The organism is Lysinibacillus sp. LK3 (assembly GCF_001043675.1).
Lineage (GTDB): Bacteria > Bacillota > Bacilli > Bacillales_A > Planococcaceae > Lysinibacillus > Lysinibacillus capsici.
Genome location: NZ_LDUJ01000019.1, coordinates 16,619 through 33,280 on the forward strand (window position 1 = coordinate 16,619; position 16,662 = coordinate 33,280).

Here is a 16,662-nt window from a genome sequence, read left to right on the forward strand (position 1 = left end):
CTCCTAAAACTGGTTTTTATAATTCCTAATCGCATGAACTGTTGTTTCATAGACACCCTTTGCAATCATTTTACCAACTTCCGTAATTGGGCCACCATACAGCATTTCTTCTCCTTTTTGAGTTGCAGCAATTAACAGACTATCTGTAGCAGTACCTGTTGCAATTGTTCCACTCCGCTCATCACGAATATTTTCTGATTGCAACGCCTTTGTTTTTGCCTCAGTTGCTGTCATCAATGCCTGAAAAAATGCCTCTTCCGATAAACAACCATTAACGATAACCCATGTATTAATAGTACCAATATATGGATCATCTTGTCTTTCATGTACTCGAGATACATCAACTGCATTGCCTACACCAGCTGTTACAGCTACGATTATACTGCCAAAAGGTGCTGAAAATTCATTGATGGCCACTAGAGCTGTTGGTACTGCTGTTAGCATAACAACAGTATTTGTAGATGAAAAATTTTCCCTTTTCAAAAATTCTTTAACTTCTCGTTTCACATCACTAATGACATAATCACCAGGAACTGAGCGATTTAATAAGCAATTATGCCAGCCAATACCTGGGTTATGAACTGCAGAAGATACGGTCTTCAGAGGAAGCTCTGATTGAAGTTGGATATATTGTTCAGTTATCGTAAAGTGCTCTTTTTTGATGACAGCTCGCTGCTGATAGTCTGTAGCTGCGGGCATCATTGTAATTTGAGGTTTTGGTATTTCAGGGTGAGCATATGTAGTCACCCGTGCTTGATAAACTTCTTCAATTTGGGAGGCAATTAATACTTCATGTGGTGCACCAAGTGCTCTCATTTGTCCGCTTTCCATCAGCAATAATTCATCACAATAAAGAGAGGCTAAATTCATATCGTGTAGTACCATAACGACTGTTAAACCACACTCCATGGCTTCCTTCCGAACCATATCTAAAATTTGACGTTGGTGTGCAATATCAAGATGATTAGTTGGTTCATCCAGCAGTAAGATTTCAGCTGTTTGAGCTAATGCCTGTGCAACAAAAACTCTTTGTTGTTCACCGCCAGATAAAAATTCCATCGGTGTATGCTCATATCGCTTTACACCTGTTTGAAGCATTGCATGTTGAACTGCCTTCTCATCTTGTGCAGACCAACTCGAGAAAAAGCCTGTTTGATGCGGGTAGCGCCCCAGTGAAACTGCCTCTCTCACACTGTTCGAGAAAGCATTTGCATGAAGCTGTGGTAATACAGCCATTTTTTTAGCCAAAGCACGAGCATTATAAGAAAGAATATTTTGTCCATCAATCGAAACGGTTCCAGCAGTAGCTGGTAAAATACCACTCATTACTTTTAATAATGTGGATTTCCCGCTACCATTCGGCCCTAGAATGCCAAGAATTTTTCCTTTTTCAACAGTAAAACTAATGTCCTTGACGATTGGTACATCTTCATAGCCACCTGATAGATGTTCAACAACAATCATGCCCGTACCCCCTTGCTTCTTCGCTGCTTATAAAAAATATAGGAGAAAACAGGTGCTCCAATAAATGCCGTAATAACACCAATTGGTAGCTCTCTTGGCACAATGATTGTTCGTGCTACTAAGTCGCAAATAATGAGTAATGTTGCACCATTGAAAAAAGATAATGGTAATAAGTGGCGATGATCAGAACCCCAAATCATCCTTGTCATATGCGGCACCACTAATCCTACAAAGCCAATTGTGCCAGAAACTGCTACAGCTGCTCCAGTTAGCATGGAGCCACCTGTTAATATCAAATATTTACTGCGCTTTACATTAACACCTAAATGTTTTGCTCGCTCTTCACCATACAACAAGACATTTAATTCTCGTCTTTGTGTCCATAGCATTATTGAACCTACAATCACAAATGGAATGATCATTTGGACATATGGCCAACCACGCATCGAAACAGAACCAAGTAGCCAGCCTATTACCTGACGTAATTCTTCACCAGATAAGGCAATCATTAATGAAATGAGGGAACCTAAAAATGAACTAAAAATAACACCTGTTAATATCAACGTTTCCATTTTTAATGAGCGGTCTACGAGTCTAGCAAAGCTCATAACAACTACCATCGTAATGATAGCACCAATCATACTGAAGATTGGCAGCGCATACAAACCGACAACAGGTATAGAAATACTAAAAAAGATCGTTAAAACAGCACCAACAGAAGCCCCTGATGAAACCCCTAGTGTATATGGATCTGCTAATGGATTTTTTAATAAACCTTGGAAAGCTGCTCCAGCAATAGCTAGAGATGCGCCTACTAGTCCCGCTAATAACACTCGAGGCAAACGAATTTTCCAAAAGATATTGGCGGCTGTTTCATCAACCGCCTTATTCCACAATACTTCTAGTGGAATATGAACTGAGCCTATCGCTACGCCACACCAGATGCTAATAAGAAGAAGCGTACATGTTAGTGTATAGGCTAGTGCTATTTTTTTCACTTAAATACCTCAGGATAGATCGCTTTTGCTAATTCTTCTAGACCTTCTGCTAAACGTGGCCCTTGACGACTTGTTGTACTTTCATCTACCTGCACAATCGCATTATTTTTTATGGCATTAATCGTATCAAAGCCCGCACGTTTTGGTATTTTCGTTAAAATATCTGGTACATAATGATATGTCACCACGATGACATCTGGATTTTTTGCGATAATTTGTTCTGCATCAATTTTATACCAATTATCGCCATCTACAGCTACATTCTCTGCATTGATCATTTCAAGCATAGCGTTCATAAATGTACCATTGCCAGCTGTATAAATATCTGGCTCATCTGATGCTTCAACTAACACTTTTTTGGGTTCAACATCCTTGACTTTAGACAAAACTTCTTCTACTTTTGCCTTCATATTAGCGACAATTTTTTCTGCCTCTGGTAATTTCCCTGTAGCACGTCCAAGTTGCTCAATTGTTGTATATGTTTCATTAAAGTCTTGTGCATTTTTTACAACAAATACTTTCAAACCTGCTGATTCAAGCTGTGCAATAGCCTCTTCTGAAAGAGACATGCTAGATTCGTGTGAAAAAACGATATCTGGTTTTAAGGCAATAATTTTTTCAATATCGTATTCCATACCGCCAACCTTATCCTTCTCAGCTGCCTCTGGCGGATAATCGTCGTTGTCCGTAACACCAACTATTTCATCATTTAAACCTAGTCCAAAAAGGATTTCGGTATTACTCGGTATAAGTGAAACAATTTTCTTAGGAGGTGCTTCAAGTGTAATGTCCTTACCAAGGGCATCTGTTATCGTCATTGGGAATGTTGCTTCATCCACCTGTGCTGTTTCTTGCTGTGTTTGCTGCTCGTTAGATGGCTTGTTATCTTTTGCTTCCTGCCCACAAGCAGCTAGCAAGCCTACTGCTAAAAATGCTGATAATCCTATTTTCCAAAATTTCTTCATGTGAATCCTCCTTCGTTGATCCGTGCGACATTTCGCTTTATTCTACATCAAAATAAAACCCCTCATCTTTGATCGATGAGGGGGCAAAATCGCACCAAAAAAACTGATACAAAATCCACCACCCTATCCTCGTAGGTTGTCATGTCGTTATAAAGGCAGGTCTCCTGGCTAGTGCTACTTGCGATTTTTCAAGCCTTCCCGAAATCTTCAGTGGCATCATTTGAAAAAACTCACACTTACAGTGGCGGGACCGCATCGGAATTACACCGATTTCCCTTTTCACTTTACTTAAGTAAAGAACCTTTATAATATTCAGTTGATTTCATTATACATGAAAATGAAAAAAGTCGCCTCCATTCAAGACGACTCCCCGGCCATTATACAATTTCAGAAAAGTATTGGACTGTTTTCATTTGAGCACCCATTTCTCTTAATGACCATGTCTGTTCTAAATAAACGTCTGCTAGTTTTTCATATTTCCCACCAAATTTATGTGCCCACTCAACCGCTATGACACTTTCATAAAGGTGAGCCATTTTTTCCGCCATACCTTTAGCTTCAAAAGTTTTCGTTGCCTCGTCTAAAGCGCTAAAAATTCGCAGTTTCACAGACATATTCGCCAATTGTTCTTTAACGATTTGTACTAGTGAGCTGTCAGCTAATTTGTCTAATCGTTCCTCCATCTCATGTACAAACAGTTCATGAGCATGAAACTTATCTACTAAACGAATGAGTTCTAAGGCCAAAATATTAGCCGTCCCCTCCCACACCGTTAACACTTGGGCGTCTCTTAATAAGCGGGGCGTTACAAAGTCTTCTATATAGCCATTACCTCCGTGTAATTCAATTGCCTCACTAGCATAATGAACAGCTTGCTCTGCTGTTTCCTTTTTCATAATGGCAATATATAAACGATTCATAATAAGATCTTGCTGAGTTCCCTGTCCACTTGTCACTTTATCGTATAATTGGATAAGATCAAAAACTGTCGCTACTTCCACGTGCAACTTAGCTGCAAACTTCCCTAAAGTATCCTGAATCATAGGGTACTGTGTTAAGGGCTTGCCAAATGCATGTCGATTGCTTACATAATGTTTTGCCTCTAAGAAGCCGCGACGCATAATACCAATTGAAGCGACTGCATTACAAATTCTAGAGAGATTTAGTGCTTCTAGCATATAATAAATCCCTTTATTTTGCTCCCCTACAACATAGGCAAGTGCACCATCAAATTCTACCTCACCAGAGGGAACTGCCCGAACGCCTAGCTTATCTTTCAGTCGGCGAATACGTAGATGATTTGTTGTTCCATCTTCTTTGCGCCAAGGAACTGCAAACAATGTTAAGCCTTTGGAACCTGCTGGCGCACCTTCTAGTCGTGCCAATACCATCGCTACACCACACATGCCCGCATTGGATGCAAAATATTTTTCACCATATAGACGATACGCAGTGCCATCCTTTCTCGCCTCCACCACATTTGCACCTACGTCAGAGCCTCCTTGACGTTCTGTTAAAAAGGTCGCACCTTCATATAAATCTGTGTCACCTGTTGCACACACATGTGGTAAAAAACGATGCTTTACCTCTTCATCTGCATAATGATCTAATAGATAGGCAGTAGCCATCGTCAATGTTACGGGACAATAAAAACCAGGTTCTGCATGTGATAGCAAATAACCTTGTGCAAAGCTATAAACATAATTCCCCTTGTGGCCTAGCTGCGGAATATGCTTGTGTACATAACCTACAATCCCAGTATTATATGTCTCTTCAATCGTTTTTTTATAGCCATCATTAACCCAAACCTCTGATATCTCTTCACCATAGGCATCATATTTTTGAAGGCGAGGCTCACCCTGTCGATCTGTATGTTTTGCCCTCGCATCAATATCACCTGCACATAGCTCACCAAAATCTGTTAACTCTCGTTGGGCATAGGATAAAAACTCTTTATCTAACATCATTTCTACTATTTTTTGAAGCGTGTCATCTTCAGTAAAAAAGTTCGTAGTACGCATTGCTTCTTGTTGTAATACTTTCATGCTATCTCACCTCTTGCCCCTTTAAATTTTGTTTTAATATTTTGCCTGATGCATTGCGTGGTAGCGCTTCTACTTTTTCAAAAATACGTGGTATTTTAAACTTTGCAAGATGCTCCTCTAAATAAGCTTTCAAAGCTTCCTCATGGATGTCTTGTTTAGCAGAATACACCGCCTTTACAGTTTCCCCCCATTGCGGATGTGGTACACCAATTACCGCAACCTCGAATATACCTTCAAAGCTCAATAAACAATCTTCAATTTCTTTCGGATAAATGTTGACACCTCCCGAAATAATGACATCCTTTTTACGATCTACGATCCAAATAAAACCATCTTCATCCTTGCGAGCTAGATCTCCGGTTTTTAACCAACCATCAATAAAGGCTTCATTAGTAGCTACTTCATCCTTATAGTAGCCAAGCATGTTGCCCTCACCCAACAAGACAATTTCCCCTACTTCGCCTACATTTACATCTTCTCCACTGTCATTCACAATACGCAACTCTGTACCAAGTGGCGCCCGCTGACCAATACTTCCTGCCTTTGCTTCATGCTCCTTGCCAAATAATAATGAACCACTTGGACCTGCCTCTGTTAATCCATATACACAAGTCAAATTATTTGTGCGGAATGCCTGCTGAATGAACCGAACCTCACTTTGAGATAACGGTGCCCCACCATAGACCCACCATTTCATAGAAGACAAATCTGCCGAATGTAGCCTTGGCAGTTGTGCCGTTAATAAATAAGCAACAGGTGCACCAAAGAAATGTGTTGTTTTCTCCTTTTCAATGGAATCAATGAATAAATCGGGTGTAAAAGTTGGTGTTAATACATTTGTTGAGCCTACCAATACACCCGCCATTAAAAATAAATGTAATGGTGCAGAGTGTGTTAATGGCATCATAAGCAAAATACGGCTCTCAGGCTTTACCTCCATTTCAACAGCTATCATTTGCGCCACTGTTAAAATATTACGGTAGCTAAATAACACACCCTTTGGTTTTCCTGTCGTGCCAGATGTATATAAAATCGTGGAAGGGTCATCCTCTTGTAACTGACAATCAATTGTTTGTGTACTAGCATTTTGAAGCATTGATTCATACTGATGCCATCCCACTTTTTCTTGGCCTGTTTTAATTTTTAACGGAATACCGGCTAGCTGTTCAACTGCTGCAAAAATAGCCTCATGTACGACAATTGCCTTCGCCTCGGCATGCTGCGCCACGTACTCTACTTCTTGCAATGTAAACTTCGCATTGACTGGCACAACGATCGCTCCAATACGCTGAATAGCAAAGTAACTGACAACAAACTCTAAAACGTTTGGCATAAAAATTAAAACCTTATCCCCATGCTTTACTCCCTTCTCTAGTAAAGCATGACTAAAACATGTCACCTGCTTATCTAAATCTTGGTAGGTTACTCTTCTGCCATGACAAATAACGGCTTCATTTTTTGGATACTTACGGGCATTACGTGCTAATAAATTGGAACTATTCATCTTGCATCTCTCCCTTTAAAGTCGCTAATTTTTCGCTAAACATGCCATGCATTTGTTGTAACTCATGCTTCATCTGCGTCAGCTCAGCTATTTTACTGTCAATCTCTTGAATTTTTTGTTCCCCGTATTCAACCGTTCGCTCTAATTGCTGAATTCCTGAGCGATCAAAATCAAATAGTAAAACCATCTCTTTGATTTCCTCTAAAGAAAATCCGTACCGCTTGCCTCTGAAAATAAGCTTGAGTTTCGCCAATTCTTTTTTGGAAAAGGTTCGTTGGTTGGTAGATGAACGATGGGGGCAAAGAAGCCCAAGTTCCTCATAATAACGTATTGTCCGCGTAGACACATTAAACTCCTTTGCTACCTCCTGAATCGTCTTCAAAACCATCTCCCCTTTCCTAATTGGCAACAGTATACCATTGACGTTAACGTAAACTTCAACAAAATTTTCGGAATTAACAGAAAAATAAAGTTTGGGACAGCTAATTTCCCACGGTTTATCCGTTTCTTTTGTCTTTCTATCCAACACATTCGGAACTTTATCTCTCATATTCAGCCTTCTATCCATTAAAAAAAGCCCCTAACACTTTTCATGTTAGGAGCCTAAAGTTTAATTACATTTTTTCAGGTGCAGATACGCCGATTAAGCGTAATGCGTTCGCAATTGTTGTGCGGACAGCCGTAATTAATGCTAAACGAGCCTCTGTTAACTCTTTATTTGAAGCATCTAATACTTTTTCTGCATTATAGAAGCTGTGGAATGCAGCTGCTGTTTCTTGAATATAGTTTGCGATACGGTGCGGTGTGCGGTGTTTCGCTGCTTCCGCTACCACTTTCGGGAAATCACCAATCTTTTTCAGTAAATCAATTTCCTTTTCTGCTGTTAACAAATTGAGATGTTCTGTTGTAGCAGCAAAGCCTTGTTCATTTGCTGAACGTAAAATAGATGAAATACGTGCATGCGCATATTGTGCATAGTACACAGGGTTTTCATTAGATTGTGATACTGCAAGGTCAAGATCAAAGTCCATATGAGAATCGCCAGCTGTTTTTACAAAGAAGTAACGAACTGCGTCAAGACCAACCTCTTCTACAAGCTCACGCATAGTTACTGCATTCCCTGTACGCTTAGACATTTTGAATTTTTCTCCGTTTTTATAAAGCTGAACCATTTGAATAACTTCCACTTCTAACGTATCTCGATCATAACCAAGTGCTTGAATCGCTGCTTTCATACGTGGAATATATCCGTGATGATCTGCTCCCCAAATATTGATTAATTTATCGAAGCCACGGACAATTTTGTCTTCGTGATAAGCAATATCTGGTGTTAAATATGTGAATGACCCATCATTTTTAATTAGCACACGATCTTTATCATCACCAAATGTTGTAGAGCGGAACCAAGTAGCACCATCCTCTTCAAACACATGTCCATTAGCTTTTAATTTATCTAAAGCTACTTCGATTTTCCCATTTTCATATAGAGACGTTTCAGAATACCAGACATCAAAATTTACACGGAAGTTTGCTAGGTCTGTTTTTAATTTATCTAATTCTAAAGCTAAACCGTGCTGACGGAAGAAGGCAAAACGCTCATCATCTGATTTTGCTAAAATTGCATCACCATGCTCTTTTGCTAATTTACCCGCAATATCAATAATATCTTGCCCATGATAGCCGTCTTCTGGCATTTCAGCTTCCATTCCTAATGCTTGTTTATAACGAGCTTCTAATGAATAAGCTAAGTTATTAATTTGATTACCTGCATCATTAATATAATATTCACGAGAGACACTGTAACCAGCCATATCCAATACATTACATAAGGAATCACCAACAGAAGCACCACGAGCATGTCCTAGGTGAAGATCTCCAGTAGGATTTGCTGAAACGAACTCCACTTGAATCTTTTCCCCAGCACCAGCATTTGAGCGGCCATAGTCCGTACCTTGCTCAAGCACCTGTGTCACTACCTCTGTTAGGAAATCTTTACGCACTGTGATATTCATGAAGCCTGGGCCAGCAATATCAATCTTTTCAATATCAGTGCCTGATGGATCAAGATTTTCTAAAATAGCTTCGGCGATAGCACGTGGTGGCTTTTTAGCTAACTTCGTTAATTGCATCGCAATGTTTGTTGCATAGTCACCATTTGCTTTATCCTTTGGTGTTTCTAGGTGAATCGATAATTCTGTGCCAGCCTCAACGAGACCAGCTTTTTCAACAGCCTGCACGATCGCTGCTTTAATAGCCTGTTGTACTTGTTCTACTGCGTTCATCATTGTACCTCCGTAAATGTAATATCTAATGTATAGTTGCCAACGGATTGCCCACCCATTAGTAAATCGTACTGTACATGGAAATCTCCGCTTGTTGCCAGTTTTGTAAACGTCATATTTTTCGTATCAATCACGAGGGGCATAGAACCGAACTCACTTTCATAATGCCCTTTTTGTTGTTCGATTATGTTCAGCGGTAATCGCATATTAACCGCACCAGCACGCATAATTAGTGCCTTCTCATGACCTAACTTCATCGTTGTGCGGACGATTTTATCCTCCTGCACCTCATCATATTTCAAATACAAGCTTCCTGCCTTTTCAAGTAGCTGCCCTTTGAGCCACATTTCATAACTTTCGGACTCCCCATCACTTGGACGAATGGTAGAAATGAGCTTTATGTTCACATGCGATCTTACTTCGTTCGCCATAACGGATGCCCCTTTTTAGTCTTTTACTATAACCTTTTTATTATAGGATGAATACTTATGGTTTTTCAAGATAGAAGTGATGTAAAGCTCCTCAACAAGTTTATTCGAGAAAATAAAAACCCTCTCCTTCCAATAACGGAAAGAGAGGATTTCATTTTATCTATACCATTTTTTTATAATCAATTGTTGAACTATTAACAATAAAGCACTAACAGTCCAATAGATCGGGATAATCGCTGGATTGAACAGACTAAAAATGAGGATCATGAGAGGATTAATAAATACCATTATCTTCATATTTAATGGTTGATTTTTCTCTAGGGCTATACAACTTTGAATGAAATAAATCAAACAAGCAATCATCGAAACCCCAATATCAATCGTCCCTAAATTCATCCAAAGGAAATTTTCACTGGCAATCACTGAATCTAGCTTAATCGCGTAGTACAGTGAAAATAATATCGGTAATTGAATAATGATTGGTAAACAACCTAGTAAAGAGCTTTTCAATGAATCTGAAGTTAGCTCTTGGATTTGTTGCTGTACCATTCTTTTTTCAGATTCGCTTTGACTATTCTTATATTTATCTGTAAGCGCATCTAATTCAGGCTTAATGGTAGTCATTAATTCTTTTGAGTGCTTTTGGTGTTTTGCCGATCGAATAAATAACGGCATAAGAATTAATCTGACTGCAATCGTAATACCAATGACACTAAGTGCGTAGCTACCTGTAAAAGAATGGATGAAATGAATGAGGTTAATAATAGGTTGTGCTAAAAATGTTAACAATGGTTGTCCTCCTAGTTTTAAAGTTTAAATCAAACTAGGAGATACACTTTCTTCCTCATTGTCTTCGGACATTCTAATACACAGAACAAACCACGTTAGCATAGGTGGAGTCCAAGTATTCGTGATAGTATAGTCAACTTCAAACTCCTCGTCCTTCACATCTTGAACGGTTATTTTATTGACGAGATACAGATGCAAATGAACACTTAATACAGTTAAAACCAAAGATGCTAATAGCCAAAAGTATTCCATTGTACTGACAAAAATGAATAAATCATTCATGAGAAGTGACCAAATCATAATACTCCTCCTCCCTTTATTAAAATTGAAGAAACATACATTTTACCTAACTTATCTACGCTACAAAGTAAAATAAGTTTCAATTTTATGCTAAGGCTCATTCTTCATTTCAAAAATATAAAATGGGGCTAGCTCATAGCTAACCCCCATTCAACCAATCTTATTTATTTTACCCAGCCTAAAATCATTTCCCGTAATAATTTTGAAGCTGTGTTTGCTGTCATTTCTGAAGAATCGTAGATCGGTGCTACTTCAACTAGGTCGAAACCTACTACATTTACACCACTTGCTGCAATAGCATGGATGGAAGCGAGTAATTCTTTCGAAGTAATACCACCACAGTCTACTGTACCAGTGCCTGGTGCGTGTGCTGGATCTAAAACATCAATATCAATTGTTACATACACATTGCGTCCAGCTAGTGTTGGTAGGACCTCTTTTAACGGTTCAAGCACTTCAAATTTTGAAATGTGCATGCCGTTTTCCTTTGCCCATTCAAATTCCTCTTTCATACCTGAACGAATTCCAAATGAATAGACATTTTTAGGTCCTATATGTTCCGCAATTTTACGGATTGGTGTAGAGTGCGAAAGTGGCTCTCCCTCATATTCCACACGTAAATCTGTATGTGCATCAAAGTGAATAATAGCAAGATCATCATATTTAGCTGATACAGCCTTCATTACTGGCCAAGACACTAGATGCTCGCCACCCATGCCGACAGGAATCTTGCCATCCGCTAATAATTTCTCTATAAATTTCTCAATTTCATCTAAAGAACGCTGTGCATTACCGAATGGTAGTGGAATATCCCCTGCATCAAAGTACTTTACTTCCTCAAGCTCACGATCTAGATATGGACTGTACTCTTCAAGACCAATGGATACCTCACGGATACGCTGTGGACCGAAACGTGATCCTGGACGGTAACTTACTGTCCAATCCATTGGCATACCATAAATTACTGCCTGTGCGTCGTCATATGTAGGATGACTTTTTATAAAAACATTTCCTGAATAAGCTTCATCAAATCTCATTGCTAGCCCTCCATATAATTAATCATCATTTTTTGTCTTCTTCTATTATGGCTTACAGGATTGTAATGAAACCTGTATCCTTTTATCCTCGTATACATTATTGGAACGTCTAGCAAATTTCGATTAAAATCTACAAGGTGCGATTTTTTTGTCGAATGCCAGCATTTCAAGTAGTACAAAAAAAGTATAGATGTTTTTGAATAAAGTGCAATAGTTTTTAGTTAGAATTTCGATTAAAGATGAATGTTCGAACACATACTAAAGCTAAGTTCGAAGTTGTGAGAAAACGAGGTGAAGTCGGATGAAACGAAAAAGCTATCATCGAAAGCAACAACGTGTAAAGCGCACACGCAAAAGCCTTACGTTATTCGTGGCCTTTACATCTGCAATTGTCGTAGCGTTTGTCGCACTCCGCATCTATGTTCAAGTGGCTGGTGCACCGCCTTTAACCGTACCAAAGGCTTCTATTTTCTTAGATGAAAATGAGAACCAAATTGGGGATCACTTTACAAATCAACGACGATATTGGGTCGGCCTCGATGAGATGTCACCTTATTTAAAGGAAGCAGTTGTTGCTGTTGAAGATAAAGATTTCTATCAACATGGCGGTTTCGACTATTCACGTATTGCTGGTGCCATTTTAGTGGACATTAAGGCTGGTGGTAAGGTTCAAGGAGCTAGTACCATTACGCAACAATATGCTCGTAACCTTTATCTTTCCCATGAAAAGTCTTGGACACGTAAATTAAACGAAGCCCTGTATGCTTATAGATTAGAAGTTTTTTATGACAAGGACGAAATATTAGAGGGCTATTTGAATACGGTATATTACGGTCATGGCATGTATGGAGTAGAAGCTGCAAGTCGTTTTTATTTCGGAAAATCTGCCAGTGATTTAACGCTTGCTGAAGCAGCAATGCTAACAGGCGTACCAAAAGGACCAAGTATTTACTCACCAATTGCCAATTTAGATAAGGCTACCAATCGTCAACACGTTATTTTAAAACTTATGGCAGACCAAGGTGCCATTACACAAGAAGAAAAAACGCGTGCTGAAAATGAACAGCTCGTCTTAAAAAATGATAGCTGGGTTGCAACCAAATCTGTTGCCCCTTATTTCCTAGATGTGGCTTGGCAAGAAGCCAGTGAAATCTTAAAATCAAAAAACCTTGATATTAGTGAAGGTGGCTGGACAATTCAAACAACGCTTAATCTGGAGCATCAAAAAGCAGCTGAAGAAGCAGTAGCCAAAAATATGCCTGCCAATGATCTGCAATCTGCGTTTGTAAGTATGGAATCTAAAACAGGAGCTGTCACTGCACTAGTCGGTGGTCGTGATTATTCAGTAAGCTCATTTAACCGAGTTACACAAGCCAAACGTCAACCAGGCTCTACTATTAAGCCGATCTTATATGCAGCGGCGCTAGAAAATGGTTACACGCCACTAACTTTTTTAGATGTTGGTGAAACAACTTTTACGTATGATAATGGGCGTGGCACTTATGCACCTAAAAACGTCAACGGTCAATTTGCAGATCATGATATGACGATGGCACAAGCTATTGCTATCTCAGATAATATTTACGCAGTAAAAACCTTAGAGGACATTGGCTTCAAAGAGTTTCATGATATGGCAAACCGTTTTAATGTAGGAATTGGTGCGAAGGATAATTTATCCATTGCACTAGGAACGATTGAAACGACATTATACGAAATGACAAATGCATATAATATTTTGGCGTCGCAAGGACAGCAAACAACACCAACAACCATTGTATCCATTAAAAATGCACATGGAGATGTTATTTATGAAAACAAAGATGTAGCAAGCAAAGCTGAAACAGCCATTTCTAAAGAAAATGCATACATCTTAACAGAAATGATGACAGGTATTTTTGATCCGGTTTTCAGTGACTATTCACCCGCTACAGGAATCAGTATTCGTTCACGTATGACACACACATATGCTGCTAAATCAGGTTCTACGAATAGTGATCAATGGTTAATTGGTTTTACTCCAAAACTAACTGCTGGTGTATGGAATGGCTATGATCAGGGTAAAAACCTTACCACGAAGGAAGATACTGCTGCAACAAAGCAAATCTGGATTGACTTTATGGAAACTGTCAACAAAGGTACAAAAAATGAGGATTTCAAAAAACCTAAAGGTGTAGAGGGCGTTGTCATTGATATTGAAACAGGTAAATTAGCGACTGACGCTTGTCCTAAACAACGTCTAGTCTATGTAGAGTCGAAGGATGTACCTACTGAAAAATGTACAAACTTCGATATTCTCGACAGTAATACATGGGGAGAATTTTGGAATATGCTACCATTCTCTATATTTAAGGACTAAAAACAAGATAATTTCGGAAACCTTTTTAATCCTAATACGTTTTTAGCTATGAAGGCTCTCGACAAAGTAACTGATATACTAAAAAAAGAAAAGCTTTCTCTTCCCCGGAGACGTGTCCGTGGGAACAGAAAGCTTTTCTTTTTTTATGGTCCGCGAAGTATGAGCATCATGGGGCATTTGGCTTGGGTTTGGGTTGTTCAAATGCCGCATAGCGCTCATCACATTCGCGATACCAAGTGTCCTAGCTTACTAAAATGTAAGCTCTGCATCAAGTGTACTTTGTTTCAAACACACTTTCAACCTAATATCGAAAGCGATTGCAAAATGTCACAGATTGTTCAATCATTACGAGTCTATTCGACAAATAAGTCTTGACGCAATTGTTCCTCACTACGTTCCCACAATTCTGGATTAAGTTGTTTAAGGAAAGAAGCTAACACTTTTTTAGACGGTGCATCCATATGCTCTACAATAATATGACGTTTCATGGATTTATCCATTTTATTTACATGATCAGCTAGAATTTTATAGCCACGTCGTTTTTCACGATTTACAACCATCTCACAGGCTGTAACTCCTGCATAATATGGCCCATTTTCTTTATGGTCTATCGTCACCCACACGAGCCAATACGGTTTCCCGCCCTCTGAATCAGCACGGTCCATTGTAAATTTAATACCACGCTCTACGTCACTTCTTGCATGCATGGCACCAATTTCAACAGAAGCCGTCCCCTCTTCTACGTCCACTATTACAGGCGATACATTCTCTAATGAAAGTGAACCGATACCAAACCCTTTATGTCCATCTGTTGGATCGTTTTTTATAATGGTAAAACCCATTTTTTGTTTTGGTTTTTCTTCATTTGTCATACTTAAATATCCTCCATTCTGCTATTATAAAGGAAAGCATATCAACGCATATTTTATCGAAACAATCACTATTTTCGCCATTGCGTATATGCCTCAACGCAAGTAAGAAGTTTATACTTTCTTATAAACTAACTATACAACATTATTCTATAAAGGAGGCAATATTATGCCATACGTAACAGTGAAAATGCTTGAAGGTCGTACAGAGGAACAAAAACGTGCTCTTGTAAAAGAAGTAACAGAAGCAGTATCTCGCACAGTTAATGCACCTGCAGAAAATGTAACAGTTTTTATTGAAGAAATGTCTAAAAACCATTACGGCGTTGCAGGCGTTCGTTTTAGCGACAAATAATAGTAAGTTGGATAGAGCAAGCATCTTAACGCTCTATCCATTTTTTTAAAATGGTCATAAGTTAACCATCTTTTGCTGGAATAAAACCTTCTATTTCAAAAACAAGGATGTGATCTACGACATGAATAAACTGAAGATAATATTGCTCATCACTATGCTCGTCCTTGGCCTAATACTTGTATTTATCAGCCCCATTCAAAATGTGATCATTGCCCATTTAAGCCATCAATTAAATACTACTGAAATCAGTGTAGAAGAGATTGAAAAGAATAATCAGGTTAATGCAGATTATGTATTTGAGGATGTACAATCGCTGTCCATAGCGGAGGTATTAAAGGCTCAAACAAAGGCCAATAAAATGCCCATAATTGGTAGTATCGCCATACCAAGTGTTGACATGCAACTTCCGATTGTCAAAGGTGTTGGAAATGCTGCACTTGCCGTAGGGGCAGGTACCATGAAGCCAAATCAAAGCCTCGGGCAGGGAAATTACGCCTTAGCAGGACATTATTTTGAAGAAAAGGATATCTTATTTAGTCCTCTATATAAAGCAAGTATAGGAGATACAGTCTATGTAACGGATTTAACCAATATTTATGAATATCATTTAGCTTCTAAGAAAGTCATTGCGGCAACAGATATTTATGTAATCGATGATATTCCAAATAAAACTGTTTTAACACTCATTACATGTGCTGATAATGGATCAAAGCGTCTTGCCATACAAGCTGATTTTGTTCAACAATATCCATTTGATAAAGCACCTGAAAAGCTATCAGAAGCATTTTAGAAATAGGTGAAGCCCCTAAGATTTAAGAGTCTTAGGGGCTTCTTCTTTTAAGTAATTATTTAACTTCAGCGTTGCGGCGACGTAAGAAGTATAATGCACCAAGAATAAGTGCTACTCCAATCAGCATTAGTGCTGTTTGATCGGCACCATCTGTCTGAGGTAATTTACCTTGTGCTTTTAATTGAGCTTCTAATCGTTTTGCATCCGATTTAATTTTGTTAATATCAATTGATTCTGCAACAGCTTCCTGTTCCTCTTTAGTTAATTGACTATATTTATTCAAGAAATCCTTATAAGCATCTAGTGTATCTTTTGTAGCTTTAGTTGGATTATAAGGCGGTAAGTTTTTCCCTTGATCAATGACACCTTGAACAGAAGGTTTAGATCCCTCAGTTTTTCCAGGATTGGCCGAATTGTTTGAATCTGTATTTGGTTTGTTTGGTTCTACAGGATTCTCTGGATCTGGATTTGGTTTGT

At 38.8% G+C, this 16,662-nt stretch carries 16 protein-coding genes and 1 riboswitch; of the genes, 3 read left to right on the forward strand and 13 right to left on the reverse strand.

The window, feature by feature from the left end:
- Window positions 1-3 precede the first annotated feature (3 nt).
- The 11 genes from VK91_RS14360 to speB form a co-directional block, all read right to left on the reverse strand.
- The gene (locus VK91_RS14360) at window positions 4-1,464 is read right to left on the reverse strand and encodes an adenosylcobinamide amidohydrolase (RefSeq protein WP_048393746.1); all 1,461 of its coding nucleotides are present in this window, start codon (window positions 1,462-1,464) and stop codon (window positions 4-6) included.
- Window positions 1,461-2,462 (reverse strand): iron ABC transporter permease, encoded by a 1,002-nt coding sequence (locus VK91_RS14365; RefSeq protein ID WP_048393748.1) that lies wholly within the window; start codon window positions 2,460-2,462, stop codon window positions 1,461-1,463. Before VK91_RS14365 ends, VK91_RS14360 begins: the two co-directional genes overlap by 4 nt.
- Entirely contained in the window at window positions 2,459-3,427 is a 969-nt protein-coding gene (locus VK91_RS14370) for an ABC transporter substrate-binding protein (protein WP_048393750.1), read from the reverse strand. The genes VK91_RS14365 and VK91_RS14370 overlap by 4 nt, the downstream gene beginning before the upstream one ends.
- A gap of 136 nt (window positions 3,428-3,563) precedes the next feature.
- Window positions 3,564-3,747, reverse strand: a riboswitch (cobalamin riboswitch).
- 57 nt (window positions 3,748-3,804) lie between these two features.
- Window positions 3,805-5,472 (reverse strand): acyl-CoA dehydrogenase family protein, encoded by a 1,668-nt coding sequence (locus VK91_RS14375; protein ID WP_048393752.1) that lies wholly within the window; start codon window positions 5,470-5,472, stop codon window positions 3,805-3,807.
- 1 nt (window position 5,473) lies between these two features.
- The gene (locus VK91_RS14380; protein WP_048393754.1) at window positions 5,474-6,976 is read right to left on the reverse strand and encodes a class I adenylate-forming enzyme family protein; all 1,503 of its coding nucleotides are present in this window, start codon (window positions 6,974-6,976) and stop codon (window positions 5,474-5,476) included.
- The gene (locus VK91_RS14385) at window positions 6,969-7,358 is read right to left on the reverse strand and encodes a MerR family transcriptional regulator (protein WP_066037054.1); all 390 of its coding nucleotides are present in this window, start codon (window positions 7,356-7,358) and stop codon (window positions 6,969-6,971) included. The genes VK91_RS14380 and VK91_RS14385 overlap by 8 nt, the downstream gene beginning before the upstream one ends.
- Before the next feature lie 232 nt (window positions 7,359-7,590).
- The gene (gene argS / locus VK91_RS14390; RefSeq protein WP_048393759.1) at window positions 7,591-9,258 is read right to left on the reverse strand and encodes an arginine--tRNA ligase; all 1,668 of its coding nucleotides are present in this window, start codon (window positions 9,256-9,258) and stop codon (window positions 7,591-7,593) included.
- Window positions 9,258-9,689, reverse strand: coding sequence for a DUF1934 domain-containing protein (locus tag VK91_RS14395; protein WP_048393761.1), 432 nt, complete (start codon window positions 9,687-9,689; stop codon window positions 9,258-9,260). Before VK91_RS14395 ends, argS begins: the two co-directional genes overlap by 1 nt.
- A gap of 156 nt (window positions 9,690-9,845) precedes the next feature.
- Window positions 9,846-10,478, reverse strand: a complete 633-nt coding sequence (yidC, locus tag VK91_RS14400; protein ID WP_048393763.1) for a membrane protein insertase YidC — start codon at window positions 10,476-10,478, stop codon at window positions 9,846-9,848.
- Between the two features lie 24 nt (window positions 10,479-10,502).
- Window positions 10,503-10,778 (reverse strand): hypothetical protein, encoded by a 276-nt coding sequence (locus tag VK91_RS14405; RefSeq protein WP_004231520.1) that lies wholly within the window; start codon window positions 10,776-10,778, stop codon window positions 10,503-10,505.
- Between the two features lie 164 nt (window positions 10,779-10,942).
- Window positions 10,943-11,815 (reverse strand): agmatinase, encoded by an 873-nt coding sequence (gene speB / locus VK91_RS14410; RefSeq protein ID WP_004231519.1) that lies wholly within the window; start codon window positions 11,813-11,815, stop codon window positions 10,943-10,945.
- Between the two features lie 301 nt (window positions 11,816-12,116).
- Here speB and VK91_RS14415 point away from each other — a divergent pair, with 301 nt between their 5' ends.
- On the forward strand, window positions 12,117-14,171 hold the full coding sequence (locus tag VK91_RS14415; protein WP_048393764.1) for a transglycosylase domain-containing protein: 2,055 nt from the start codon (window positions 12,117-12,119) through the stop codon (window positions 14,169-14,171).
- 353 nt (window positions 14,172-14,524) lie between these two features.
- On the opposite strand, the gene VK91_RS14420 is transcribed toward VK91_RS14415, so the two are convergent.
- Window positions 14,525-15,043, reverse strand: coding sequence for a YwhD family protein (locus tag VK91_RS14420; protein ID WP_004231517.1), 519 nt, complete (start codon window positions 15,041-15,043; stop codon window positions 14,525-14,527).
- Window positions 15,044-15,209: 166 nt separating this feature from the next.
- Here VK91_RS14420 and VK91_RS14425 point away from each other — a divergent pair, with 166 nt between their 5' ends.
- Window positions 15,210-15,395 (forward strand): 2-hydroxymuconate tautomerase, encoded by a 186-nt coding sequence (locus VK91_RS14425; RefSeq protein WP_004231516.1) that lies wholly within the window; start codon window positions 15,210-15,212, stop codon window positions 15,393-15,395.
- Between the two features lie 121 nt (window positions 15,396-15,516).
- On the forward strand, window positions 15,517-16,185 hold the full coding sequence (locus VK91_RS14430) for a class A sortase (protein WP_048393765.1): 669 nt from the start codon (window positions 15,517-15,519) through the stop codon (window positions 16,183-16,185).
- Window positions 16,186-16,240: 55 nt separating this feature from the next.
- Here VK91_RS14430 and VK91_RS14435 read toward each other — a convergent pair.
- The coding region (locus tag VK91_RS14435) for an LPXTG cell wall anchor domain-containing protein (RefSeq protein ID WP_048393766.1) at window positions 16,241-16,662 on the reverse strand (422 nt) is incomplete at its 5' end.